Below are 25,198 nucleotides of genomic sequence, written 5' to 3'. Positions count from 1 at the left end.
GCCTACTCCCCCGCCGCCAGCGCCGGCGCCTCGGCCGCGGCGCCCTTGCGACCCTTGCGGGCGATGACCTCCTTGGCGAGGGCCAGGTAGCTCTTGGCGCCCACGGAGATCACGTCGTAGAGGACGATGGGCTTCCCGAAGCTGGGCGCCTCGGCGATGCGCACGTTCCGCGGGATGGTGGTGCGGTACACCTTGGGCCCGAAGTACTCCTTGGCCTCGTCGGCCACCTGGCGCGACAGGTTCAGGCGGCTGTCGAACATGGTCAGCAGCACGCCCTCGATCTGCAGCCCCGGGTTCAGGCTCTTCTGAACGATGGTCACCGTGTTCAGCAGCTGCGACAGCCCCTCGAGCGCGTAGAACTCGCACTGGATGGGGATGAGCACCGAGTCCGACGCGGCCAGGATGTTCAGCGTCAGCAGGCCCAGCGACGGCGGGCAGTCGATCAGGACGTAGTCGTACCGGTCGCGCAGCGTTGCGATGGCGTTGCGAAGGATGTTCTCGCGGCCGGTGCGGTTGACCAGCTCCACCTCGGCGCCCACCAGGTCGCGGGTGGCGGGCAGCACGTCCAGGTATGGAAAGTGGACACTCCCAATGATGGCCTCGTCGGCCTTCATCCCCTCGATGAGCACGTCGTAGATGGACCGCTGCACCTCTTCCTTGTCGATGCCCAAGCCGCTGGTGGCGTTGCCCTGCGGGTCCATGTCGATGACGAGCGTCTTTTTCTCGGCCACGGCCAGGCAGGCGCCCAGGTTGATGGCCGTAGTGGTCTTGCCGACGCCGCCCTTCTGGTTCGCGATGGCGATGATGCGCGACACGCTCGTCCTCACGATGAGGTGGGGTTGGATGCTGCCCGGGCAATATACGCGCGCGCGCGCGTGGAAAGAAGTGGAAGAGCAAGGCGAGAGCACGATCACCGCGCAGCCGCCGGATGGAGGCGCTTCAGAGATGTTCCACGTGGAACACCGGCGAGAGTTTCGCGCGAGAATCGTTTTTATCGTGTTTCAGCCCCGCAGCCGACGCGCCACCCTCGGAAGTGCGCGCTTGTGGGTTATAAACGATCCTGAGAAGCCGAGTTTGTTCGGCAGGTATTCGGAATCGGTGTCAGCTGGCGGAGGGTGCCCGTTCTCTGCGACGCGGCTTAACCCGCATGAACCCGCGCCACCGTCAACCCCGCTTGCGAACCTCCATCACCAGGTTCTGCAGGTCGCTCGGGCTGACGCCGGGGATCCGCCCTGCCTGGGCGAGCGTGGCCGGACGGATCCTGTCCAGCTTCTGCCGCGCCTCGAACGAGAGCGAGTGCAGCTCGGTGTACGCCAGCGCCATGGGCAGGGCGAAGTCGGCCTGCCGGCGCAGCGCCTCGGCGCGGTTGCGCTCCTTTACCAGGTAGCCCTCGTAGCGAAGCTCCATCTCGGCCGTGGTCAGCGCATCCGCAAACTCGTGGGCCTCCGCCTCCGGCGCGCCACCGACCGCATCCACCAGCGCCGCCGCCGGAACGTTCGGCCGCTTGATCAGCAGCGCAAGGCGCGTGGGCTCGCGGAGCGGGGGGGAACCCGCGGCTTCCAGCAGCGGGTTCACCTGCGCGGGCGAAGCGTTGGTCGCCTTCAGCCAGCCGTCCATCTGCTCCGCCAAGCGCAGCCGGCGGTCCAGCGATGCCATCTGCTCATCCGTCAGCAGGCCCCGTTCGGCGGCCATGGGCGCGAGGCGATGGAGCGCGTTGTCCTGCCGCAGTGTCAGGCGAAACTCGGCGCGCGAGGTGAACAGGCGATACGGCTCATCGGTGCCCTTCGTCACCAGGTCGTCCACCAGCACCCCCACGAACGCCTGGTCGCGCTCCAGGATCAGCGGGTCGCGGTCCAGCGCCGCGAAGGCCGCGTTGGCGCCCGCGAGCAATCCCTGGCCGGCCGCCTCTTCGTATCCCGTGGTCCCGTTCACCTGGCCCGCCAGGAACAGTCCGTCCAGCGCCTTGCACTCCAGGGTTGAACGCAGCTGGTGGGGAGGATAGTAGTCGTACTCGATGGCGTACCCCACCTTGGTCATCCGCACGTTCTCCATCCCCGGAATGCTGCGCAGCATCCGCAGCTGCACGTCGCCGGGCAGGGAAGTGGAGAGGCCGTTGACGTACAGCTCGTGGGTGTCCAGCCCCTCCGGCTCCAGGAATACCTGGTGGCGCGCGGCGTCGGGGAACTTGACGATCTTGTCCTCGATGGACGGGCAGTAGCGCGGTCCCCGGCCCGCAATCTCGCCCCCATACAGCGCCGACTCGTGAAGGCTGCCGCGGATGATCTCCTGCAGCGGCTCTCCCGTCCAGGTGATCCAGCAGGGAAGCTGAGGCAGCAGCGGCGCGCGCTCCCAGACGGAAAGGCGGTACTCGGGGGTTTCGCCCGGCTGCAGCTCCAGCGCATCCAGGTTCACCGAGCGGCCGTCCACGCGGGGCGGCGTGCCCGTCTTGAAGCGCGCCACCTCCATCCCCAGCGCCTCCATCTGCTCGGCCAGGAAGACGGACGGGTGATCGCCCGCGCGCCCGGCGGGCACCGAGGGCGACTTGCCGACGTGGATGCGGCCGCGGAGAAAGGTGCCGGCGGTCAGCACCACGGAGGGGGCGCGGAACTCATATCCTGCCTCGGTGCGCACCCCGGCGACACGCTGCCCATCCATCAGCAGCGACCCGACCATCCCCTGGAAGAAGTGCAGGCCGGGGCTCCGCTCCAGCAGTGCCCGGGCTGCGCGGGGGTACAAACCGCGATCGCACTGCGCTCGCGGTGCCCACACGGCGGGACCCTTGGACCGGTTGAGCATGCGAAACTGGATGCGCGAACGGTCGGTCGCCATCCCCATGATGCCCCCGAGCGCATCTACCTCGCGCACGACGGTGCCCTTGGCTACACCCCCGATGGCGGGGTTGCAGCTCATTTGCCCAATACCTTCCAGGTTGGGCGTCACCAGCAGCGTGCGCGCGCCGACGCGGGCGGCCGCTCCCGCGGCCTCCACTCCGGCATGCCCGCCGCCGATGACGATCACGTCGTAGCGCGTTTCCATTCCCTACCCGTGCGTGTGATGATGGGTGCTGTCCTGTACATCGTGAGCAGGGCTGTGTTCCACGTGGAACATTGCTGCGGACCAACCCTTGGCATACGTGTTGCACCCCCAGGCGACCCCAAGACGGGAACCAGCAACGGGGAGGATGAGGATGCAAGACGAACGGAATACCGGGACGGGGGGCAGTGGCTCCGGCCTCGGTTCGACGGGCGGAAGCACGGGTGGGCTGGGCGCGACGGGCAGCACCGCCGGAGGCGGCTCCGCGGGCGGTGGATCGTCCACCAGCACCGCGAGCAGCAGCAGCGGCGGCGGAAGCACCGGCGGCGGTTCCGGGCTGGGCGGCGGCGCGGCGACCCTGAGCGGGTCGGCGGGCTCCACCGGCTCCACCGGCACGAGTGGATCGGCGGGCGGCACCAACCGCGTGAGCGGCGTAGAGCAGCTGCAGGAGCGCGCCGACCAGATGCTGGAGCAGGCGGCCGAGCAGTTGGAGAACGTGGCCGAAAAGCTCGACAGCGTCGCCGGGCTGATCCCCAAGAAGGGCGTGGGCGAGCGCGCCAACCAGTACGGCCACACCGCGGCCGACACGCTGGAAAGCATCGCGCGCTACCTGCGGGACAACGACACCACCTCGCTGCAACGCGAGTTGGGCGGCATCGTTGCCACCCGCCCCCTGAGCACGCTGCTGCTGGCGGTGGGCGCCGGCTTCGTGGCTGGCAAGGTCCTGCGCTAACCGGAGGAAACCATGGCGGACCTTCACACCACACCCGGCCGGTCCGACGGCATGGGCACGGGATCGGGAGATGCCCCGCTCGGCGACCTGATCCGGCAGTTGGCGCAGGACAGCGCCGTGCTGGTTCGCCAGGAGGTGGCGCTGGCCAAGGCCGAGCTGGTGGGCAACGTCAAGAGCGTGGCTCGCGACATTATCATGGTGGCGGTCGGCGGCGTGGTCGCCCTGATCGGCGCCATGGTGCTGATCCTGTTCCTGGTGCTGGCGGTGGGCGACGCGCTCGACGAGTACTGGCTGGGCGCGCTGATCGTCGGACTGCTGTTCGTGATTGTCGGCGGGCTGCTCGCCAAGAGCAACCTGAACAAGCTCAAGCACGAGAGCGTGGCGCCGACCCGCACCCTCGAGACTCTCAAGGAGGACAAGCAATGGCTTCAGAGCGAGATAAAGCAGGCCAAGCGGGATCTGGCATGAGCGGCACCGGACGCAACGCCGGCGGCTCGGCCGCGATGGGCGACAAGAGCGGATCGGGCGAAGTGCACAGCGGCCTGCACAGCGCCGGCGGCGGCGACCAGTACGAGGGCCTGCAGTTCGCGGGCAGCGAAGAGGGCGGCAGCCGCAGCCGGCTGGGCGGCGCGGCCGAGGCCATCCGCGACCGGGTGGGCGAGGGTGCCCGCAACCTGGCCGGCGGTGTGGGGCCGCGGGTGGCCCGAGCGGCCAGCAGCACCCGCGAGCGGGCGAACCGCGCGATGGAGCAGCGCGGCCTCGTAGACCGCCTTCGCGACAACCCGCTCCCCATCCTGGGCGTGGCGTTCGCGATCGGCTTCGTGCTGGCGGCCCGCGACGATGACGACGACGATGACTACGGCACGTCGAAGGCGTCGCGTGCGCGGCGGGAGCTTCGTGGTGCCCTGATGGGCGGCATCAGCGCCGGCATCGCGCAGGGCGCGCGTGGGTTCCTCAGCCAGACCAACAACCAGGGCAGCGGCTTCCTGGCCGAGTTGATCGACGGCTTCATGGGCGGCCAGCAGGGCGGGGGCAGCCAGGGCGGATCGGCAGGCGGCCCCACCAGCCGCGCCTCGGGCAGCGGCAGCGCGGGCGCCGGCAGTTCGGGCGGACGCTCCGGCGGGTCGACGGGTGGGTCCAGCAGCGGCGGATCGACGGGCGGGGCCAGCGGTGGCGGGTCGGCGGGCGGATACGGCGGCGGCGGCTCGACCGCGGGTGCCAGCCGTACCGGGACGTCGGGATCGGGGGCGGGGAGCACGGGCGGATCGCGTCCTCCCAGCCACCAGGAAGACCTCTGAGGGGATGGCCGAAGCCGGCTATCGCGTAACCGGCCGGGTGCAGGGAGTGGGGTTCCGCTGGTGGACCCGCTCCCTCGCCAACCGGCTGGGTGTTTCCGGCACCGTCTGCAACCTGCCGGACGGTGCCGTCGTCGTCCATGCTCGTGCGTCCGAGGCGCGCCTGGAGGAGTTGCGCGCGCAACTGGCGAAGGGTCCGCCCGGCGCCCTGGTCGACGCCGTCGAACCCCTCCCATTCTCCGCCGACGGCTTCCGCGACGGTGAGTTCACCATCGTCCGCTAATTCCGAAGCTACCCCGAATGAAATCGGCCTTCGAGATTCGCGAAGAACGCGCGATCCGGTTTTCAGGAATACTCTGGCTCGTCTCGCCGTCCCACGCGCGATAAAAGCGAATTTCGAGCGAAATTTCCATCCAGCAGCGTCTCGCGAGGCTACTTGCCCACGCAGAAGCTGCCGAAGACGTGGTCGAGCACGTCATCCACCGATACCGCGCCCACCAGGTCCTCCAGCGCCCCCGCACCAGCGCGTAGGTGCGTCGCCGCGAACTCCATCGGCACCTCGTCGTCCAGTGCGACCAGAAAGTCGCGGACCTCGTCGCGCGCGGTCCGCAGCGCGCGCGCGTGCCGTTCGCGGGTAACCAGGGGCGCCTCGCCCGGCTCGCCGAGAATCCCGCCGAACGCCTTCGGCAGCAAAGTCTGCCGAAGCTCCGGCAGACCATCCCCCGTCAGCGCCGAGACAGACACGGCCGCCATCGTATCCGACGGGTCCACGGCCGCGCCGCCGGGCATGTCACGCTTGGTCCGCACGAGCACCAGGCGCGCAGGTTCGACGCTGGCGACGAACGCCGCCTCGTCCTCCTCCATCTCCCGTCCCGCTTCCACGCAGAACAGCACCAGGTCCGCGACCGCCAGGTACCGGCGCGCAACCTCGATCCCCATGCCCTCCACCATGTCCACCGTCTCCCGCAGTCCGGCCGTGTCCACCAGGCGGAATGGATAGCCTTCGATCGATACCGACGATTCTAGCGCGTCGCGGGTCGTCCCGGGGATGTCGGTGACGATGGCGCGCTCCGTTCCGAGCAGCGCGTTGAACAGGGACGACTTGCCGGAATTGGGGCGGCCAGCGAGCACCGTCATCGCGCCCTCGCGCAGCAGCTCGCCCTCTGGCGCGGTGGCCAGCAGCGCATCGATCCTCCCGATGACGTCCCCGGCCGAGGCGCGGATGCGGGCCGGGGGTACGGGCGGCTCGTCTTCTTCGGGAAAGTCGATGGAGTACGCGATCAGCGCCTCGGTGCCGATGATGGCGTCGCGCAGCTCGCCGATGCGCCGTGAGAGGCCGCGCTCCATCTGGTGCACGGCCGCGCGGTGAAGGGCGCGCGACCGGCCGTCGATCAGGTCGGCGACGGCCTCGGCCTGCAGCAGGTCGAGCTTGCCGTTCAGGTACGCGCGCCGGGTGAACTCGCCCGGCTCGGCCGCACGCGCGCCCGCGGCCAGGAGCGCATCGAGCACCAGCTGGGGGGTCAGCACGCCGCCGTGCGTGGCGATCTCCACCGTGTCTTCGCCGGTGTAGCTGGCCGGCGCGGCGAAGTACGTCACCAGCCCGCGATCCAGGAGTTCGCCCGTCTCAGGATGCCGAAGCGCCACCAGCCGCTGCACCCGCGGCGCGACCTCGCCCGGGGCGGCCGCGACGGCGCGAAGAACGTCGAGCGACCGCGGACCGGAAACGCGCAGGACGGCGACGGCGCCACGGCCCTGCGGCGTGGCGATGGCTGCGATGGTGTCGGCGGGGAAGGGGAGCGAGAGCATGGCGGGATGATGGGGCGGGGCGGAGGCATGCGAAAGGGAGGGCTCCTGTTCAGCCGCTCACGGGGCGTGATCCTGAGCCCCCAAGCGGTTATGGCGGCTTGGGCTCCGCCCTGGGCGACTAAAGTCGCTGCAACAACCACACGATGTCCGCCTTCGCGGACTGGCCTGTTCTCGTGAGAGGCGGACGATGGGGGCTCGCCCCGGGCTGTGTGGCGGATCCCTCGGTCGCTGCGGTCCGGGATGCACGTGCAGGTGCGATACCCGCAACCCATGCAAAAGCGCCCGCCCTCCAACCAGGAGAGCGGGCGCTCTGGCGACGTCCAACGCTGGCGCTACTTGCGCTTCCGATTCGCCGGAATGCGCTTCAGCGCATCGTGTTTGACGGCCACCTTCTGCTCGGCCTTCTGCTTTTCCGTCGCGCGGCGGCGCTCGTTGGCGATCAGGATCTGCTGCGGGAACGAGGCGACGTTCGTCGACGCATAGTACAGGTTCAGTCCCGACGGCATGGCGAAAAAGAACATGCCCATCATCACCGGCATCATGTACATCATCATCCGCGTCTGCTCGTTCTGCTCCATCCCGCTGAGCTTGGTGCTCACCCACTGCAGCCCGAACATCGACACCACCAGGAACACCGGCAGCAGGTACAGCGGATCGCGCAGCGACAGGTCGGGGAACCAGGCGAAGCTGGTGCCGCGGAACTCGATGGCGCTCTGGAACACGAAGAACAGCGTGATCATCACCGGCATGGGGATCAGCAGCGGAAGGCAGCCCGACATCATCGACAGCGGGTTCACCCCCAGCTCCTGGTACAGCGCCATCATCTCGGCGTTCATCTTCGCCGGGTCGCCGCGGTGCCGCTCCTGGATCTCCTTCATCCGCGACTGCAGCACCGGCTGCACGGCCATGTTCTTCATCTGCGCGCGCATGGCCCGCGCGTTCAGCGGCCAGGTGACGCCACGCACCAGGAAGCCGAACAGGATCAGCACCCACCCGTAGTGAAGTCCCAGTGTGTTGTGAAGGCCGTTCAGGGTCCACAGCACGGCGGCGGCGATGGGCCGTACCACCGGCCGCAGCCAGCGGTAGCCGTACGGGTTCACCTCTTCCAGCTCATGCCCCACCGCGGCCAGCCGCGCGTGCTCCTGCGGGCCCAGGTACGCCTGCTGCCGGAACGCGCCGTCGGCACCCAGCGGCTGCACGGCGCGGGCACGGGCGCGGGGCGACTGCAGGGTGTCGCCGCCGAGCGTGTACTTGATGTCGCGCGCCGGCTCCATCTCCACCCGGCTGAACTGCTCGCGCCCGGCGTTGATGAGGGCGATCAGGAAGTAGCGGTCCTTGATCCCCGTCCACACCAGCGGGCCAGCGAGGGTGTCGGGCGCCTGGATCCCGCGGATGGCCTCGCGCTCCACCCGCTCGCGGTTCCATCCCACCACCGCCAGCTCGTTGGCCGAGCCGTGCTCGGGCGAGTCGTGCGGGGCCAGCCCGGTGCCCAGTTCCGTCACCATCTGCGCCTGGGCGCCGGCGGGCAGGCCGATGAAGCGCCCCTGCACGTCGACCGCGTAGTCGTTCGGCCGGAAGGTGTAGGTGAGCTCGGCACGCACCGAGCCCACCGGATCCGAGACGAAGCGCAGCTGCCGCGGCCCGTCGCCCGCGCGCAGCTGCAGCGAGGCGGCGTCGGGGGTGAAGTGAACGCGCCGGAAGTCCAGCGTGTCGCGTCCCACCGCCACGCGGCGCGTCAGCACGTCGCGAGCGCTGCGGGGCACCAGCTGCACGCTGCCGCCGTCCTGAACGTAGCTGGCGAAGAGCGGCAGGGTGGCCGCGTTCAGCGCCGCGCCGCGCGTGGAGAAGCGGTAGTCGTACAGCGGCGAACGCACGTGGACGAACCGCTCGGGCTGGCCGGGCTGCGACGGCGCGGTGGACGGCAGCGAGGCGGCCAGCCCCGGCGCCGGCGTCCGGGCCGGGGCGACCGCCGCGGCGGAGTCCGCCGGGGGGCGCACGGGTGCCGGGGGGGTGCGTGGAAAGAGCGCCTCCCACGCGAAGATGAACGCCGTCGAGAGGACGATGAAGAGAATGAGCCGCTTGGTCTGATCCATCTTGTGGTGGTTCCACCGGGTACGGGTCGGCCCGCTCAGGGAACGGGGTCGAAGCCACCCTTGCACAGGGGGTTGCAGCGCAGCAGCCGCTTCAGCAGCAGCCACGAGCCGCGCGCTGCGCCGTATCGCTGCAGCGCCTCCAGCCCGTAGTGCGAGCACGTGGGATGAAAGCGGCAGACGGGGGGCTTCAGCGGCGAAATCCCCTTCTGATAGAAGCGGATGGCTGACATCATCGCGCGCGCGAGCACAGCTCCTCCGTGAGCGCGGCCACCTCGTCGCGAAGGTCCGCGAACGAGGCGGTGTAGGCTTCGGGGCGGGCACGGAACAGTACGTCCAACGCGAGCCCGCGGTTTCGGAGTGCTGGCAGCACCACGGTGCGCCCCAGGTCGCGAAGCCGGCGCTTGACCAGGTTTCGCTTTACGATGGTGCGCTTGTGCTTGGGAACCACGACGCCCAAGCGCGCAAACGGAGCGGGGGAAGGGGAGACGAACGCGTCCAGGTGGCGCGTCTTGCTCCTCTTCCCCCGTCTGAACAATGCGCGGATCTCATCCGAAGAGGTGATCCGCGCCCGCCTGGGCAGGCCGAAGCCCTGCCGTTCGCCCGCGCCGTCCGAGTCCATGGACCGGGGTGCGCTGCGCGCGGCGTTCGGAACGCCGCTCAGTACTTGCTCGGAACTTCGACCACCAGCTTGTGGCGCCCCTTGCGGCGGCGGGCGTTCAGGACGGCGCGGCCGCCCTTGGTGGCCATCCGGGCCCGGAACCCATGCTTGTTGATCCGCTTGCGGTTGCGCGGACGATAACTCGGCTTCATCGGTCAACCCCTTCGGGTGCTGCGTCGTAACGAGAATGGAGGGCCGGGAAGGCCTTTGTGGCAAAGACAGTGAATGTAGCGGAGGTGGCCGGTTCCGTCAACCAGGGGGCGGCACTCCCGCTTCCCGCCCTGCGGTCACGACTCGAGGTAGCCGATGATGAAACGGGTCAGGTCGCCGAACGTGAGATCGTTGGGGTCCAGATGCAACTCGGCGCACGATGCCGGTAGATCACGTCGAAAATCCTCAAACCGCTCCGCGATGCGCCTGGGGCCTGGAAGGAAGACGGTCTCGTCTGCGTGCGACAGAAGGAAGTTGCGAACGTGTCGGATCAGTTCGGCTGCCTCTCCCCGGTGTGCACGGATGTCCTGGCCCGCGATGTCGGAGATGTACCGCTGGTACCGAAACCGTTCCGCATCCAGCACGACCCCTGCCTTCCTCGTCTGGTCGTACGCCCCGAATGCCTTCGCGCCCAGAAAGATGCCGAGTTCGAGCGGCATGTTGAACCGCGGCATCGGGGGTTCGCCATCCGACTCCACGCGGGAGATGTCGTGGACCGAAAGGCGGCAGGAGCCGATCATCGAGATGATCTTCTCGATCCGAACCTGGCTGCTGTCGTCGACCTCCAGAGCACACCGCGGATAGTACCCGCACTCGTAACCCGCAAAAGTAAGCGCCTCGAACAGAGGCCAGTACTCGCGGTCGAAGGGGCAGTTGACGAACACACTGTTCTCGTAGGAGCGCGCCATCAGTCGGCCCCGTCCTTGTGGGGACGTCCGTTCTCCGGACCGGACTGATCCGCATCGTTCACTGGATCATCGGGGCCCCACAGACCCGGTTTGGGATTCGAGCCGCGGACCTTGCGGAACGCGGCGGCTGCTTGCGCAACGGTTACGCGGGAACTCTCGTGCGCCGGCTGAAGCTCCGGGAGCCGCTTCTTCACGCTCTCCTCCTTGGTACCGTAGATTCCGTGCTCCGGATGCGCAGATCCGGTGATCTGAACGAGCTAAAAATACCGCTCTGGACCGCGCTCTCCAAGGCTTTTTACCCGCCACGGCTGGGCCAGTCGCTACGACACCACGTGTGGGCCGAAGCCGCCACTCCCCCCGACAGAACTCCGGTGTCGGCGCATCACGACTTCCCACTCCCCGCCAGCGCACGCACGCCCTCGCCGAACGCACGCCTTCGCGACGGAGATCCATCGGCTGCTCATAATCATCCGCTCGCGATTTGTCTGCTACCCGTTCAGCGCACCCACGCTGGTCGCATTCCCGATGCTTGTTCGGGGGAGCTTCGGAAGCCTGCCGAATCCGCAGGCGGCCCGGAGGCGACACCGCTCGTACCTGGGTCACAAACGCAGGTAACTCCAGGCACTTAGCGGGCTTTCTTGACTTATCCACAAGGCAGTTCTACGTTGCCCGGGTGTCGTCTGCGGTCGCCGTCCTGCTGCTGGATGTGATGGAGCTCACTGCCGGGGAAATCTGGTCGCGCATTCTGGAGAGCGCCAAGACCGCGCTGCCGGACCAGGCTTTCCGCACGTGGCTGGCGCCCACGCAGGCGATCGCCGTCTCCAACGATCTTCTCGTCGTCGCCACTCCCAATCCGTTCGCCGTGGAATGGGTAGAGGAAAAGTACGCCGACCTGCTCACGCGCATCGGTGAGCACCTGTTCGGGCGCCGCTTCACCCTCTCCGTCCAGTACCAGGGCAACGGCAAGGTCCCATCCGTGCCTGCCGCCATCGAGTTCGCAGAGCCCGCTCCGCCCCCGGCGCCCGCGCCTCGCGTGGACACCGCGCCCGCGCCGTCCGCCGCCAACGCACCGGCGGGCCACGCCGCCCCGCTGAACCCGCGCTACGTCTTCACGCGGTTCGTGGTGGGCAACAACAACCAGCTGGCCGCCGCCGCGGCGCACGCGGTGGCCGAGGCGCCGGCGCGCGCGTACAACCCGCTGTTCATCTACGGCGGCGTAGGGCTGGGCAAGACGCACCTGATGCACGCCATCGGTCACGCCATGCTGGAGCGCGAGCCCCACAAGCGCGTGCTGTACATCTCCTCCGAGCGCTTCACCAACGAGCTGGTGAGCGCCATCCAGGAGGGGACGATGGGCGAGTTCCGGCGGCTGTACCGGCAGATCGACCTGCTGCTGGTGGACGACATCCAGTTCCTGGAGGGCAAGGAGCGCACGCAGGAGGAGTTCTTCCACACCTTCAACGCGCTTCACGACGCCCAGCGCCAGATCGTGCTGACGTCGGACCGTCCGCCCAACGCCACGGGGCTGGAGGACCGCCTGGTCAGCCGCTTCGAATGGGGGCTGGTGGCCGACATCAAGCCGCCCGACTTCGAGACGCGCATCGCGATCCTTCGCCGCAAGGTGGAGGAGGACCGGCTGGAGATCCACGACGCCGACGACGTGCTGTCGTTCATCGCGCGCAACCGCACCTCGTCGGTGCGCGAGATCGAGGGCGCGGTCATCAAGCTGCTGGCCTACTCGTCGCTCACGCGGCGCCCCATCGACCTGGCCCTGGCGCGCGAGGCGCTGGGCAACCCGCTGGGCACCGACGCGTCGGGCGCGCCGGGTGGCGTTTCTCCCGAGCGGGTGCGCGACAAGGTGGCGCAGGCGTGGAACACCACCAGCGAGGCGCTGCAGTCCAAGAAGCGTACCAAGGACCTGACCATCCCGCGACAGGTGGCGATGTACCTGATCAAGGAGATGTTCGACCTGGCCCTGGTGGAGATCGGAAGGCTGTTCGGCGGGCGCGACCACAGCACGGTGATCCACTCCGTCTCCAAGGTGGAGGAGGACCTGGTGGCCGACCCCGAGCTGCGCCGCAAGGTAGACGAGCTGCGCGCGTCGCTCCGGTAGGGGCGCAGACCCGGCGAGGAGCCGGCAACAGGCGCGCACGATAGCCGAGGGCACACGAGAGCGTGCAGTCCACGAAGGTGGACTTCGTGTGCTTGTTGCAGCGAATTCATTCGCCCGCGCAGTCGGCGGGTCCCGGGGTCGACGACGCGTCATCCCTGTCCGGAAGCAGGCCTGGATCCGGACGGGGAGACGCCGGAAAACACCGTGGACAACCGGTGTGGGAAGTTCGTGGAGAAGTTGTGGAGTACCGGGCTCGGGTGTGGGAATGGGTATAGCGTGGGGAATCGGGCAGTTCTCCACAACCTCAGTCCACAGGGTCCGAACCGGTTCAGGTGGTTGCGAGAGCACAGGTTGGTAGGGCGCGAGGGGCGGTATCCACAGATCCACACCCTCTACTACCAATACTAGATTGGATATCTATATGGTGGTAAGAACCCTTCCCCGTGGAGAACGGGTCACCCTCGAGCGTTGGCGACCGACGTATGCGATTCACGATCACGCGTGAAAACCTGCAGCAGGGGCTGGGCGCGGTGGCGGGCAGCATTCCCACCCGCACCACGCTCCCCGTGCTGTCGAACATCCTGATCGAGGCCGAGGACGGTGCCGTCAGGATGAGCGGTACCGACCTGGACACCGCGGTGTCGGTGCGGGTGGCCGCCGACGTCGCCGAGGCCGGCGCCATCACCGCGCCTGCCAAGAAGCTCCAGGAGATTGCCCGCGAGCTTCCCGGCACCGTGGAGTTCGGCACACAGGGCGACGCCATCCAGATCACCAGCGGCCGCACCAAGTACCGGCTGAACGGGCTGCCCCGCGACGAGTTTCCCGCCTTTCCCAAGGTGGACTTCGCCGAGAGCTGGCGCGTCACCGGGCAGGAGCTGCAGCGGCTGATCACCCACGTGTCGTTCGCCGCGTCGACCGAGGAGACGCGGCCCATCCTGAACGGGGTGCTCTGGCAGCTGGGCGAGGGCGAGATGCGGATGGTGGCCACCAACGGCCACCGCCTGGCCAAGATGACGCTGTCGGTGGAGAACGGCGCCGCCGCGGTGCCGCCGGGCGACTTCATCGTGCATCCCAAGGCCCTGGGGCAGGTGCAGCGCCTGTTCCGGCCGGACGAGACGGTGGAGGTGGGGCGCAGCGAGAACCACATCGGCTTCCGCGGCACCGACGTGCAGATCTTCACGCGGCTGATCGAGGGGCCGTACCCCAATTACGAGCAGGTCATCCCCAAGGACAACGACAAGTCGATGGTGGCCGACAAGGGCGCGCTGCAGGCGGCCGTGCGGCGCATGGCCATCGTGGCGAGCGACCAGACGCACCGCATCCGCCTGTCGCTGGGCGGCCCCATGCTGCGCTTCGCGGTGGAGACGCCCGACGTGGGCACGGCCACCGAGGAGCTGCCGGTGGAGTACGATGGCGATCCGCTGGAAATCGGCTTCAACGCGCAGTACCTGCTGGAGCTGCTTCGCTACATGCCGACCGACGAGGTGAAGATGAGCTTCAAGGCACCGGAGCGCGCCGCCACCATGCAGCCCATCGGCAACGAGGACACGCCCGACTACCTGTGCCTGGTGATGCCCCTGCGGCTCCTGAGCTGACCGGTAGTGCCGCCGGCGATCCGTTCGCCGGCGGCACCATCCGGGTGCGTTCGTCTCCCCCAACCCAGCCGCTCACAGAACATGTCTTTCCTGACCTCCTGCCGGTTCCTGGCAGCCGGCCTCCTCCTCTGTTGCGCCCCCCTCGAAGCCCGCGCCCAGGAAAGCACCCGGCCCGAGGCGATCCTCACCCGCGACGAGCTGGTCGCCACGGGCCGGCCCACGGTGGAGGCCGCCGTGCGCCGGCTGCGGCCACAGTGGCTGCGGTTCCGCAGGTCGGCCGACCAGTTCGTGCAGGTGTACGTGGATTCGGTGCTCGCCCGCGATTCGGCCGTGCTGCGGACGCTGCAGCCGCACGAGGTGCGGTGGGTGCAGTACTCGACGCCGGCCGAGGCGCGCGTACGCTTCGACTCGCTCAACCGGTCCGGCGCCCTGCACGTTTCTACCCGGCTGCCGCTGTCCGCGGCGCACCCGCCACTTCCCGCCAAGCCGGGGTTCCATCCCGGTGCCGGGCTCTCGCTGTCGGCGCTGCACCTGCAGCCGGTGTGGGGGCACAACTACTTCGCGTTCATGGAAGGCCCCGGAGCGGCGGTCACCGGCTCGCTTCCCCTGGGTCCCGAAACCATGCTGATGGGCTCGGTTCGATACGCGAACCTGGACGAGACCTGTTCGTGCAGGAATTTCGAGGGTGCGCCGAAAGAGGCCGCCACCGTGCTCAGTGGAGAGGTCGGCGTAAAGCTGTACGGCGGAGGATCCCGCGCATACGCGCCGTTCCTTACGGCCCTGCTGGGGCTTCACCAGGTGAACTGGGAAGCGGCGGGTACCCTGCACCCGGCGCTCTCCCAGACCGGCACGGCGGCTTCCGCGGGCGCGGGCGTCGACGTACGAGTGGGCGCGCGAATGCTCCTGAATGCCGAAGCCCGCGTGTCGTTCGTCGGCTTTCAGCACGGGCTCGCGGGGCGGCTGGGCTCGCTGGCCCTGGGCACCACCGTCCTGCTGGGCCGCTGACCGTGCCGGATGCAGCCGCGTGGATGCGCCGCAAACCGCTGGTTTCCGTGTGCCTGCTGGCGTTCGCCGCGTGCACGGACGGGCCTACCCAACAGCCGCCCGCCGAGGTTCCCGCCATCGTGTTCTGCCGCGGCGGAATCGTGACCTGCTGGCTGACGGCCGTGAACCCGGACGGCACGGGGGCGCGGCGGCTCTCGCCGGACCCCGCCACGGAGCCGGCCTGGTCGCCCGACGGCAAGCGCGTCGCGTTCATCAACTGGAAAGACCAGAACGCCGAGCTCTACGTCTGGAACGTGGACGGATCCACGCGCCGGCTCACGCGTACGGAGGCGCGCCGGGAGATGTCACCCGCATGGTCGCCGGATGGTACCCGGATCGTGTTCGCGGGCTGGGGGTCGGGGGTGGAGCAGCACCTCTTCGTGATCGATGCCGATGGGAGCGGCGAACGCCAGCTGACCGGCGACGTGCGCCAGGGCTGGAGGCCCGACTGGTCACCGGACGGACGGACGATCGCGTTTCAGGTAGATCGCCAGATCATGCTCGTAGACGCGGACGGCTCCAACACGCGGACGCTGGGTTCCGGCGAGGGGCCGGCCTGGTCTCCCGACGGGACTCGGATTGCATATTCGCGCAGCGGCCTCTCGTCGCCCGACGTGGGCGGCCTGTATACAATGGCTGCTGGCGGGGGTGACGTGCGGCGGGTCACGACGGGTTTGGACGACAGCGAACCGGACTGGTCCCCGGACGGAAGCGGGATGGTCTTCGTGCGGAGCAGCGGCGGGCGATTGGCGCTGCACGGGGTGAACGCCGACGGGAGCGGCATCCGCGCCGTCGCCAGCGACTCCCTCCGCAACCTCCAGCCCTCCTGGCGCCCCTGATGGGGAGCCGCCGGCGGACGATCGACGCATGAAGCCCTCCCGGAACGACCCGTGCCCCTGCGGCTCGGGAAAGAAATACAAGGCCTGCCACCTGGCGGCCGACGAGTCTGCCGTGCGTGCGGAGCGGAGGCTGGGACGCCCGGCTGCCCTGGAGGCCCGGGTGACGGAGGTCGCCCGCCGCGCGCCCGTGTGGGAAGCCGACGTGGTGCCCCTGCAGGAGATGTTTCGCGAGACCGGCGAACCCGGGTCCCTGGTGATCGTTGGCGCGGGGGGAATGATCGTGTCCGGCGACGTGCTGGCGCGCCGCTGCGTGGGCCTGGCTGCCCGCGCCGCCGCCGTCCTGGGCGCCGTCACGGCGGCGGGCGCGAAGACGGGGCTGCTGCCCGAGCGCCTGCGCGTCCGCGATGCGAAACTGGCCGAGGTGCTGGCGCCGGAGCTGGAACGCCGCGCCATCACGGTGGAATCCGGCGTGCTGGCCGAGCTGGACGAGGCGATCGAGGGGTCGCTCCAGCACCTGGCGCGCGGGGGTGCCACCGGTGCCGCAAGCACCCTGTGGGCGTGGGCCGAAACGGAGGCGACGGCCGACGAGCTGGCCGAGTTCCACGGCGCGGCGGCGGTCTTCTTCCGCGCGGAGCCCTGGCAGGCGCTGGCGGACAGCAACACCCTCATGCTTCGCTTCCCCGGCGAGGACGAGCCCTGGGCGGTGAGCGTGATGGGCGCGGGGGGCATGTACTACGGCTTTGCCATCTACTCGGACCTGAGGGACCCGGACATCCTCGCCGAGCAGGAACCAACGGGCGGCGAGTTCATCTCTGCCATGCGGGGCTGGTCGCTGACGCTCAGCTTCGACGCGCCGAAAGATCTGTCGAGGCCCATGCGGCGCGAGGTGGCGTCTGCCGGGTGGGAGCTGGCGGGCTCCGACGCATATCCCTCGCTGTTCAGCCTGCGGCTGCCGGGCCGCCGCATCACCGCGGAGCTGCTGAACCGCCTGGCCAGAGCGAGCCGGGCCATCGCGGCGTTCACGAGCCAGGAACGGCCCCAGGTTCCCTTCGTGGACCCGCTGACCGGCGTCACGGTCGCGTTCCTGCACGCCGGAAGCGCGTTGCCATGGCCGCCGCTGGAGCAGGCACACGCCATCGGGGCGGAAGGGCCCGGGGCAGACCCGGAGGCGGTGCTGAGGGTGCGCGGCGACCCGGACCTGGTTGGGCCGGACGAGGCAGAGCGGCTGGACCGCTTTCTCGCGTGGCTGGATGGGCAGCGGCCCTCTCGTGCGGCGCGCGAACGTGAGGCCAGAACGGCGCTCACCTGGGGGCGCATGCTGGTCGCCTCCAGTCTGCCCGCCGGCTCCGCCACCGAGTACGACCTGCGCAGGTTCCTGTACGAGTTCGTCGTCGACTTCGATCCCATCCCCAAGGCGATCGCCAAGCACCTCACGCGCTCGCTGCGCCGCCTGTTCCGCTACTTCGCGGAGCACGAGAGAATCGTCTACCCCTGGGCCGACAGGGTCCTCGCGGAACTCGACGAGATCGCCCACGGGGTGGACGACGTTCGCGACGTGCTGGACGCGGCCGGCGGATACGCGGAGGAGGACTACGAGCGGCGTCTGTTCATCCCGGCGCCCACCGTACCGGGGCTTACGCGCGGCTGGACGAGCATGGCAGGCGCGGCCGCGGCGCGATGGCAGGAACTGCAGCGCCGCTGGCTGATCTGGTACGACGAGGCCGTGCGGTCGGGGATCACGGACCTGGGCGATCTGCACGACGTGCTGGTCGGCAGGCAGCGCCAGTGGGAGAACACTCCGCATCCCGACCTGGGCGGCCAGTCACCCAAGCGCGTGTTGAGCGATTTCGAACGGGAGCACCCCGGCGAGGCGGAGGACTGGGACGAGGACGATGAGATGCTCGACGACATCTTCTGACCCGGCCACCGGCCGATGCTCACCCGGATCGGCGTGCGGAAGATGAGCGGGCGCCGCATGCCACGCCGGCGGACACTTCTCCTGGCGGGATTCTGCATGGCGCTCCTGGGCGGCATCCTGTGGTGGCGTAACACGCGGCCGTCGCACCAGCGGGTGTGGCGACCGGAGCAGGCCGTGCTGCCAACCGTGACGTTCGACGGCGGCCGCGTGCACGTGAGGAACGTGCGCGACTTCACCTTTCGGTCCGAGACCGACTTCACCCCCGGGTACCGCGACCGCACCTACGACCTGGGTCGCATGAAGCGCGTGTGGTTCGGCCTGTCGCCCTTCAACACCGACTGGCGCGGGCCGGCGCACACCTTTTTGTCGTTCGAGTTTTCCGACGGGCAGTTCGTCAGCGTGTCGGTGGAGGCGCGGCGGGAGGCGGGCGAGGAGTACTCGGTGTGGAAGGGGCTGCTGCGCCGGTTCGAGGTGATCTACGTCATCGGCGAGGAGCGCGACGTGATCGGCGTGCGCGCGGTGACGTGGAAGGACGCCGTGTACCTGTATCCCGCCAAGGCTACACCGGACCAGGCCCGCGCGCTCTTCGTGGACATGATGAAGCACGCGCAGCGGCTGGAGCGCGAGCCCGAGTTCTACAACACCCTCTGGAACAACTGCACCACCAGCATCCTGGAGCCGGTGAACCGCATCGCCACCGAGAAGATCCCCTTCGGCGTGCGCGTGGTGCTTCCCGGCTACTCCGACAAGCTGGCGATGGACCACGGGCTGCTGGACACCGACCTGCCGCTGGAGCAGGCGCGGCAGAAGTTCCAGGTGAACGAACGCGCGCAGGCGGCCATCCACGCACCGGACTTCTCCACGCGCATCCGTTCGTGAATCATCCGAAACGAAAGCGCCTCCGTCCCGACGAATCGGCACGGAGGCGCTTTTCACATAGCGGGGGCGGGATTCGAACCCGCGACCTTCGGGTTATGAGCCCGACGAGCTACCAGGCTGCTCCACCCCGCGGCCATGGACAACGCAGAGAGTGTGTTTGAAGCCAGATACTTGGGTATCGGTGGGTGCCATCCCCTCGGTTTCCGCGATGTCAATCAAGACTCCGCGTCTGCCTTGGGCTCAGGCCCCGGCTTCAGAACTATCGGCTCAAACGTGAAGCTCTCTGCGCCGTCACGCGATGAATGTATCAGCGCGCCAAGTTATTGTCAACCACTGGCTTAGCGCTTCGCGACGATGCGGGACAGGATCTCGCCCGCCAACTCGCGGTTGTAGTCGGCCCTGCCTTCGCGCACCTGGACGAACACCTCGGAGCTCGCGTTGGTCTCGCGCTCGACGGCTACGACCACCTCGGCAGTGCCGCGCCGGCCGTTGATGGTGATGTCGTTGCCAATCGCCGAGCCGCCGCGGCCGGGCCGGCCTTGGCGGTCCGTCAGCTCGATGCCCATTTCCTCGAACACGGCGGCCGTGGACTCGAACACCTGGGGCACCTGCGCGTGCACCAGGGCCGTGGCGCCGCGTCCCGTGTAGCCGATGCCGCCGGCGGCGCCTACGGCCGTCGGAGCGCACGCGGCCGTCAGGAGGCAGAACAGGGCCAGGCCGATGCGGATTGCCGATCGGGGGATTGCGCGCATTGTCATTCTCCTTGAGGATGGCTGGATGCTTCGGGTGGAACGTTCGTGCCGGGCAGACCGTGACGGGTCTCACGCGGAGGCGCGGAGGTCGCGGGAACGAACGGGGCGCCTGCAGGATCATCCGGCCCCGTCGTTGCTTGTACAATGCGCGGGCGCGAACACGATGGCAACAGGGGCGAGCGATGACGACCGCAGCGGCGACGGGGGGCGGGGAAGGGTGGACGCACCACGAGGCGGTGGTGAACAACGTCCGGCTGCACTGGGTGGAGGCGGGCGAGGGGCCGCTGGTGGTTCTCCTCCACGGATTTCCGCAGTTCTGGTGGGCGTGGCGTTGGCAGATCCCGGCGCTGGCGGCCGCGGGCTTCCGCGTGGTGGCGCCCGACCTGCGCGGCTACAACCTGTCGGAAAAGCCGGCGCGCGTGGCGGCGTACCGCATCGAGCAGCTGATGGCGGACGTGGTGGGGCTGGTGCGGCACCTGGGGGTGGAGAAGGCGCACGTGGTGGGCCATGACTGGGGCGGGGTGATCGCCTGGTGGATGGGGATGCTGGCGCCCCAGCACGTGGACCGTCTGGTGATCCTGAACGCGCCGCACCCCAGGGCCTTCGCCCGGGAGCTGATGACGCCGGACCAGATGCTGCGGTCCTGGTACGCCGCGGCCTTCCAGCTGCCCATCCTTCCCGAGGCCGCGTTCCGCCGGGGCGACTTCGCGCTGCTCGAACGCATCTTCCGGGGCGAGGCGGTGCGGCCCGGGGCGTTCACCGACCAGGACATCCAGCTGTACCGCGAAGCCGCGGCGCGACCGGGCGCCATCAAGGCCATGCTCGACTACTACCGCGCGGCGGCCCGCCACTCGTCGCCCCGCTCCCGCAGGATCGCGCTGCCCACGCTGGTGATCTGGGGCGACCGCGACCCGGCGCTGTCGGTGCGGCTGACGAACGGGCTGGAGAAGTGGGTCCCCGACATCCGGGTGGAGCACCTTCCCGAGGCGAGCCACTGGGTGATGGAGGAGTTTCCGGACCGGGTGAACGAGCTGCTGCTCGGGTTCCTGCGCGAGGGGGCGAGCTCGCATGCGTAGCACTCGTCCCGTCACGGGCCGGGCATGAAGCGCGAACTGGCGCGGAAGGCGATTCACGTGTCGTCGACGGCGCTGCCGCTGCTGGTGTGGGTGGTGCCGCGCCCGGTGGCGCTGGCGGTGCTGCTGCCCGGTGCCGCCGTCGCGCTGGGGATCGACCTGGCGCGGCACCGGCACCGCGGCTTTCGCTACCACTTCCTTCGCCGCACGCGCACCATGCTGCGCACGCACGAGCGGCACGGGCTGGCGGGGGCCACGTACATGGCCGTCGCGTACGCGGCGGCGCTGGTGCTGTTTCCCAAGCCCGTTGCGGTCGCCGCGATGCTGTTCAACGGCTTGGGCGACGCGGCGGCGGCGCTCGTCGGCAAGCGGTGGGGGCGGCACCGCACGTCGTGGGGGAAGAGCTGGGAGGGATTCGCGGCGGGGCTGGTGACGGACCTGGGGGTCGCAGGAGCTGTCTGCCTGGTGGCCCCCTCAGTCCCGTTCGCGGCCGCCGCGTTCGGGGCGCTCGTCGCCTCCACCGTGGAGTTCGCCCCGCTGCCGCTGGACGACAACGTACGCGTGACGCTTGCGGGCGGCGCGGCGATCGTGCTGGGGATGGTGCTGCTGTCGTAGTGCCGGGAGGCCCTCACCCGTCCTCGCTTATGCTCGTCCACCCTCGCCCACAAACAGCGTGCGAGAGGGGGTACACTTCAGTAGAGATGTGCACTCAAGCCATTGGTGCACGATAGCTTGTCATCCTGAGGCCGAGCCACGCCGCACTTGCCCGCCCACGATTCTACGCGGGCCGAAGGATCTTGCCTGCGTCACTTCTCAGCCCGGGCGCGGCAGCGGTCACCGATCCGTGGACCTCGGCCCCGCTGGGGCGACTAAAGTCGCGGCAACGACGGCCCGAAGTCCGCCTTCGCGGACTGCATCCACCCACCGCGCTGACACGCGGCACACCGAGGATGTGCGCCGGGAACGCAGAAGTGGGTAGCCGGGGGCTGCGCCGGAGGTCCCAAGACGCACCGGGCTGGCGCCCTTCCCCCGCGGGGTTTTGCGGGGGAAGGGTTGGGGATGGGGGGCGCCGCGGCATGCGCCAAACTCCGTCGTTCCGCGTGGTTCCGGTCGCGTCTCGGGTCTGGGTGCCCGCTGCCGCGCTCCGGCTTCAAGGTGTCCGCGGCTAGATCCTTCGCCCCGCGGAGGGTGGAGTACGGGCCGGTACGGTGCGCTTGGGGCTCAGGATGACAGGCCCCCGCGCCGGCCTCGGCCGAAGCGCGATCGAATTCGCCCCTCTCCCGCTTGCGGGAGAGGGGCCGGGGGTGAGGGCAGCCGCGGAGTGCGCCGGACCTGGTCGAGACGCGTGCGAAGTCCGCCCTGGCTCCCATCCATCCGAAGCGCACCAGATTGGCGCCCTTCCCCCGCGGGGGTTTGCGGGGGAAGGGCTGGGGATGGGGGGCGTCGGCGGGCCGCGAAACAACCTGTCGAACCACGACCGAACTTCCCCCCTCTCCGCACGCAGTTTGTGCGGGGAGGGGCCGGGGGAGGGGCATCCTTCAGATCTGGTCCTGCTTGGCCTCGTGGTGCGGATGCGTACCCTGCCAGGGGAACCGCCCCTCGATCTCCACCTCCAGCGAAAAGCTCAGGAACGTCCGGATCAGCACGATCAGCCCCAGCACCCCCAGGTTGTGGAACGACGGCTCCACGGCCACGGTGCCGATGATGTCGGCGATCACCAGGAACTCCAGCCCGAGCAGGATCCCCCGCCCCAGGTTGCGGCGATAGCCCTGGTACGCCTTCGCGAACCCGCCCGCCCGCCAGTCGTGCAGCATCAGCACCGATGCCACCATGGCCGTCAGCACCAGCATCAGCACGCCGCCGATCTCCACCCACACCGCCACCTGGTGCGCCGCGGCCTCAACCCACGGCATCCGCTCCCCCATGGTCTCCCCCCTTTGTTCGGGTGCATCGCCCACCGTCCAGCCGGGCAACGACGGTGCCGCGCCCACCCGGGCACACGATTCGCAGCCCGCCGCGCGCACCGAAAGCAGTCACCCGCGCGCAAGCCCATGACCCGTCGTCACCAGATCGTCGCCGCCGTCTGCATCCTGCTCGTGCCCATCCTGGTGTGGGCCGCCGTTCGCCTGGGCGACGCGCGCGACACACCCGAGCGCCCCCGCGCCCCGGCCGCCGCCGCGGAGGCCGTGCAGGGACTTCATGTCGCCGTGCCGCCCGACGTGGCCGAGCTGCTGCGCGATGGCCGAAACTGGCGCGCGGCTCGCCGGCTGCGCGAGCTCACCAGTCCGGGCAGCGATCCCGAGCTTCTTCTCGTGGCCGCCAAGGCCGAGGCGGGGTGGGGCGGATGGGACAACGTCCGCGGGCTGCTGGAGGGAAAGCCCTGGCTGGAGCGCGTGGGCGGCGGCGACGGGTGGTACCTGCTGGGCCGCGCGCGTGAAGAGCAGGGAAAGTGGAACGAGGCCGCCGAGGCCTACGCCCGCTACGTGCGGCTGCGCGCCGACACGGGAACGGCCGCCCTGCGCGGCGAGCGCGCCGTGGGCGAGCTGAGGCACGCGCTGGCGCTGCTGCGCGCCGGCCGCGCTGACGATGGCATCCGCGCGCTGGACCACGCTCGCACCCATGTGCCGGCCGTGTCCGGTTGGGTGACCATCCTCGCGGCGGAGGCGCTGGCCAGCCGCGGCGACACGGCCCGGGTGCGCACCTTCCTGGATGGCGCCGACGACCTTCCCTCGCCCACTCGGGCGCGGGGGGCGCGGCTTCGGGCGCACCTGGTGGCGAACGACCCGGCGGGTGCGCGCGTCCTGGCCCTGCGCTTCCGCGAGCAGGCGACGGAGCCGGGCGAGCGTGCGGAGATGGCCGTGGCGGCGGCGCGCGGGGCGCGGGCGGCGGGCGATGCGGCCGCGGCGATGGAGCTGCTGCGCGCGGCCATGCGCGAGGCGCCAGCGAGCGCGCCCGCCATCGAGGCGGCGCGGACCATCGGCGGGATGGCGGGGCTGACCGCGGCGGACCGGCTGGCGATCGCCACGGTGTACGACCGGCACGGCAACAAGGCGCGCGCGGCGGACGGCTACCGTGCGTGGCTGGCCGCCAACCCGTCGGACGCGGTGGTGAGGCTGCGGCTGGCGAACGCGCTGTTCGCGGCCGGGCGGTACGCGGAGGTCGACGCGGCGGCACGCCCGCTGTTCGGCGCCGCGCCCGAGACGGCGGCGCAGGCGATGTACGTCACCGGCCGCGCGCAGTTCCGGCGCGGCGCGCGCGACCAGGCGCGGCAGACGTGGGTGAGCGCGGCGGAGCGCTTTCCCGGCGTGGCCCCGGCCGCCGAGGCGCTGTTCATGGTGGCCGACATGAGCCACGACGCGGGAGACGCGGCCGGGGCGCGCGCCGCGTATCGCCGTGTGGCGGACCGCTTTCCCGCCACGGAACGCGCAGGGCTGGCGCTGATGCGGCTGGGCGGGATGGCGTTCCTGGCGCGCGACTACGCGGGGGCGGCGGCTGCGTACGACCAGTACCGCACGCGCACGCCGTCCGGCAGCTTCTGGCCGCAGGCGGCGTACTGGGCCGCGCGCGCCCGCGCCGCCCGGGGCGACAGCGCCGGGGCCGGCGTGCTGTACCGCGAGGTGCGCACCCGCGAGCCGCTGTCGTACTACGCCCTGCAGTCCGCGGAGCGCCTGCGGCAGCCGTATTGGCCCATCCCCCTGCGGCCGGACCCGGCGGACGACGCGGCGGCGCGCGACAAGGTGGCCGGGTGGATGTACGGCGTGGACCTGCTGCGCGCGGCCGGGCTGGACACCGAGGCCGCCGCCGAGGTGGACCGGCGGATCCGCGAGGCAGGCGACGACCGCGCCGTCCTGTATCCCCTGGCCGAAGCCGTCAACGAGCGGGGATACACGTCGGCGGGCATCCGCGTCGCCATCAAGATGCAGGCGGCGGACGAGCCGGTGAGCGCGCGCCTGCTCCGCATCCTGTATCCGCTGCCGTACCGGGGGATCATCGACGGCGAGGCGCGCCGCACCAACCTGCAGCCGGCGCTGGTGGCGGCCATGATCCGCCAGGAGTCGTGGTTCAACCACAAGGCCACCAGCGGCCCCGGCGCCCGCGGGCTGATGCAGGTGATGCCCGAGACCGGGCGCGGGCTGGCCACCGGCGCCGGGCTGCGGCAGTGGAACGCCGAGCTGCTGTACAACCCCGAGATCAACGTGGCGCTCGGCACGCGGTTCCTGGCGGACCAGATGCGCGCCTACCGCGGTTCGCTCCCCAGCGTCTTCAGCGCCTACAACGCGGGCCCGGCGCGGGTGACGCGGTGGCGGCAGCTGCCGGAGTACCGCGACGAGGAGCTGTTCACGGAGCGCATCCCCTTCCAGGAAACGCGCGACTACGTGAAGATCCTCACCCGGAACACGGCCATCTACCGGGGACTGTACGGAGGGGGAGGGGAATAGAAGCAAACGGGGGCGGCTCCGACCTGGAG

Annotated in this window: 24 protein-coding genes and 1 tRNA gene; 13 read left to right on the top strand and 12 right to left on the bottom strand. The window is 69.9% G+C overall.

From position 1 onward, the window contains the following. Positions 1 to 2 precede the first annotated feature (2 nt). Together VF632_RS07265 and mnmG are read right to left on the bottom strand one after the other, a co-directional pair. A complete protein-coding gene (locus VF632_RS07265) occupies positions 3 to 815 on the bottom strand; it encodes an AAA family ATPase (RefSeq protein ID WP_349263979.1) in 813 nt (270 codons plus the stop codon). Between the two features lie 349 nt (positions 816 to 1,164). Next, positions 1,165 to 3,036, bottom strand: a complete 1,872-nt coding sequence (gene mnmG / locus VF632_RS07260; protein WP_331022202.1) for a tRNA uridine-5-carboxymethylaminomethyl(34) synthesis enzyme MnmG — start codon at positions 3,034 to 3,036, stop codon at positions 1,165 to 1,167. A gap of 151 nt (positions 3,037 to 3,187) precedes the next feature. On the opposite strand from mnmG, the gene VF632_RS07255 reads away from it, so the two are divergent. Genes VF632_RS07255 through VF632_RS07240 form a run of 4 tightly spaced genes read left to right on the top strand, consistent with a single transcriptional unit; the run spans position 3,188 to position 5,344 of the window. Continuing rightward, positions 3,188 to 3,766 (top strand): hypothetical protein, encoded by a 579-nt coding sequence (locus VF632_RS07255; protein ID WP_331022201.1) that lies wholly within the window; start codon positions 3,188 to 3,190, stop codon positions 3,764 to 3,766. A 12-nt stretch (positions 3,767 to 3,778) separates the two neighbouring features. Then, positions 3,779 to 4,234, top strand: coding sequence for a phage holin family protein (locus VF632_RS07250; RefSeq protein WP_331022200.1), 456 nt, complete (start codon positions 3,779 to 3,781; stop codon positions 4,232 to 4,234). Next, positions 4,231 to 5,064, top strand: a complete 834-nt coding sequence (locus VF632_RS07245; RefSeq protein ID WP_331022199.1) for a hypothetical protein — start codon at positions 4,231 to 4,233, stop codon at positions 5,062 to 5,064. The genes VF632_RS07250 and VF632_RS07245 overlap by 4 nt, the downstream gene beginning before the upstream one ends. A gap of 4 nt (positions 5,065 to 5,068) precedes the next feature. Next, the gene (locus VF632_RS07240) at positions 5,069 to 5,344 is read left to right on the top strand and encodes an acylphosphatase (RefSeq protein WP_331022198.1); all 276 of its coding nucleotides are present in this window, start codon (positions 5,069 to 5,071) and stop codon (positions 5,342 to 5,344) included. A gap of 149 nt (positions 5,345 to 5,493) precedes the next feature. On the opposite strand, the gene mnmE is transcribed toward VF632_RS07240, so the two are convergent. The 7 genes from mnmE to VF632_RS07205 all read right to left on the bottom strand — a co-directional run bounded on the left by mnmE (position 5,494) and on the right by VF632_RS07205 (position 10,711). Beyond that, positions 5,494 to 6,867: a tRNA uridine-5-carboxymethylaminomethyl(34) synthesis GTPase MnmE gene (mnmE, locus tag VF632_RS07235; RefSeq protein WP_331022197.1), complete on the bottom strand. Its 1,374-nt coding sequence runs from the start codon at positions 6,865 to 6,867 to the stop codon at positions 5,494 to 5,496. A 332-nt stretch (positions 6,868 to 7,199) separates the two neighbouring features. Next, positions 7,200 to 8,960 (bottom strand): membrane protein insertase YidC, encoded by a 1,761-nt coding sequence (gene yidC / locus VF632_RS07230; RefSeq protein ID WP_331022196.1) that lies wholly within the window; start codon positions 8,958 to 8,960, stop codon positions 7,200 to 7,202. A gap of 35 nt (positions 8,961 to 8,995) precedes the next feature. After that, positions 8,996 to 9,193, bottom strand: coding sequence for a membrane protein insertion efficiency factor YidD (gene yidD / locus VF632_RS07225; protein WP_331022195.1), 198 nt, complete (start codon positions 9,191 to 9,193; stop codon positions 8,996 to 8,998). Beyond that, positions 9,190 to 9,579 carry a ribonuclease P protein component gene (gene rnpA, locus VF632_RS07220; protein WP_331022194.1) on the bottom strand — a complete coding sequence of 130 codons (390 nt, stop codon included), beginning with the start codon at positions 9,577 to 9,579 and terminating at the stop codon, positions 9,190 to 9,192. Before rnpA ends, yidD begins: the two co-directional genes overlap by 4 nt. Positions 9,580 to 9,617: 38 nt before the next feature. Next, positions 9,618 to 9,770: a 50S ribosomal protein L34 gene (gene rpmH / locus VF632_RS07215; protein ID WP_331022193.1), complete on the bottom strand. Its 153-nt coding sequence runs from the start codon at positions 9,768 to 9,770 to the stop codon at positions 9,618 to 9,620. A 135-nt stretch (positions 9,771 to 9,905) separates the two neighbouring features. Continuing rightward, a complete protein-coding gene (locus tag VF632_RS07210; RefSeq protein ID WP_331022192.1) occupies positions 9,906 to 10,517 on the bottom strand; it encodes a hypothetical protein in 612 nt (203 codons plus the stop codon). Then, positions 10,517 to 10,711, bottom strand: coding sequence for a hypothetical protein (locus tag VF632_RS07205; protein ID WP_331022191.1), 195 nt, complete (start codon positions 10,709 to 10,711; stop codon positions 10,517 to 10,519). Before VF632_RS07205 ends, VF632_RS07210 begins: the two co-directional genes overlap by 1 nt. Positions 10,712 to 11,190: 479 nt before the next feature. Between VF632_RS07205 and dnaA the strand changes: the two genes are divergently transcribed. The 6 genes from dnaA (at position 11,191) to VF632_RS07175 (ending at position 18,905) form a co-directional block, all read left to right on the top strand. After that, on the top strand, positions 11,191 to 12,630 hold the full coding sequence (gene dnaA / locus VF632_RS07200; protein WP_331022190.1) for a chromosomal replication initiator protein DnaA: 1,440 nt from the start codon (positions 11,191 to 11,193) through the stop codon (positions 12,628 to 12,630). 482 nt (positions 12,631 to 13,112) lie between these two features. Next, entirely contained in the window at positions 13,113 to 14,225 is a 1,113-nt protein-coding gene (dnaN, locus tag VF632_RS07195) for a DNA polymerase III subunit beta (protein ID WP_331022189.1), read from the top strand. A gap of 81 nt (positions 14,226 to 14,306) precedes the next feature. Next, positions 14,307 to 15,230: a hypothetical protein gene (locus tag VF632_RS07190; protein WP_331022188.1), complete on the top strand. Its 924-nt coding sequence runs from the start codon at positions 14,307 to 14,309 to the stop codon at positions 15,228 to 15,230. Positions 15,231 to 15,253: 23 nt separating this feature from the next. Beyond that, positions 15,254 to 16,108 carry an LpqB family beta-propeller domain-containing protein gene (locus VF632_RS07185; protein WP_331022187.1) on the top strand — a complete coding sequence of 285 codons (855 nt, stop codon included), beginning with the start codon at positions 15,254 to 15,256 and terminating at the stop codon, positions 16,106 to 16,108. 28 nt (positions 16,109 to 16,136) lie between these two features. Then, complete coding sequence (locus VF632_RS07180) at positions 16,137 to 18,026, top strand: SEC-C domain-containing protein (RefSeq protein ID WP_331022186.1); 1,890 nt, start codon at positions 16,137 to 16,139, stop codon at positions 18,024 to 18,026. A 15-nt stretch (positions 18,027 to 18,041) separates the two neighbouring features. Beyond that, positions 18,042 to 18,905, top strand: a complete 864-nt coding sequence (locus VF632_RS07175) for a DUF4105 domain-containing protein (RefSeq protein WP_331022185.1) — start codon at positions 18,042 to 18,044, stop codon at positions 18,903 to 18,905. Positions 18,906 to 18,963: 58 nt separating this feature from the next. On the opposite strand, the gene VF632_RS07170 is transcribed toward VF632_RS07175, so the two are convergent. Both VF632_RS07170 and VF632_RS07165 read right to left on the bottom strand, forming a co-directional pair. After that, positions 18,964 to 19,037: transfer RNA gene (locus tag VF632_RS07170), tRNA-Met, on the bottom strand. Positions 19,038 to 19,243: 206 nt separating this feature from the next. After that, positions 19,244 to 19,657, bottom strand: a complete 414-nt coding sequence (locus tag VF632_RS07165) for a hypothetical protein (protein ID WP_331022184.1) — start codon at positions 19,655 to 19,657, stop codon at positions 19,244 to 19,246. A gap of 182 nt (positions 19,658 to 19,839) precedes the next feature. Here VF632_RS07165 and VF632_RS07160 point away from each other — a divergent pair, with 182 nt between their 5' ends. Beyond that, positions 19,840 to 20,733 (top strand): alpha/beta hydrolase, encoded by an 894-nt coding sequence (locus tag VF632_RS07160; protein ID WP_331022183.1) that lies wholly within the window; start codon positions 19,840 to 19,842, stop codon positions 20,731 to 20,733. A 24-nt stretch (positions 20,734 to 20,757) separates the two neighbouring features. Beyond that, positions 20,758 to 21,345, top strand: a complete 588-nt coding sequence (locus VF632_RS07155) for a phosphatidate cytidylyltransferase (RefSeq protein WP_331022182.1) — start codon at positions 20,758 to 20,760, stop codon at positions 21,343 to 21,345. A gap of 923 nt (positions 21,346 to 22,268) precedes the next feature. Here the strand turns inward: VF632_RS07155 and VF632_RS07150 are convergent. Further along, entirely contained in the window at positions 22,269 to 22,643 is a 375-nt protein-coding gene (locus tag VF632_RS07150; RefSeq protein WP_331022181.1) for a DUF1622 domain-containing protein, read from the bottom strand. 138 nt (positions 22,644 to 22,781) lie between these two features. Here VF632_RS07150 and VF632_RS07145 point away from each other — a divergent pair, with 138 nt between their 5' ends. After that, a complete protein-coding gene (locus VF632_RS07145; RefSeq protein WP_331022180.1) occupies positions 22,782 to 25,169 on the top strand; it encodes a transglycosylase SLT domain-containing protein in 2,388 nt (795 codons plus the stop codon). Positions 25,170 to 25,198 lie beyond the last annotated feature (29 nt).

This window comes from Longimicrobium sp., from assembly GCF_036388275.1.
GTDB lineage: Bacteria > Gemmatimonadota > Gemmatimonadetes > Longimicrobiales > Longimicrobiaceae > Longimicrobium.
Note: the sequence above shows the minus strand (reverse complement) of the source record. Positions and strands in the feature narration are given on the sequence as shown.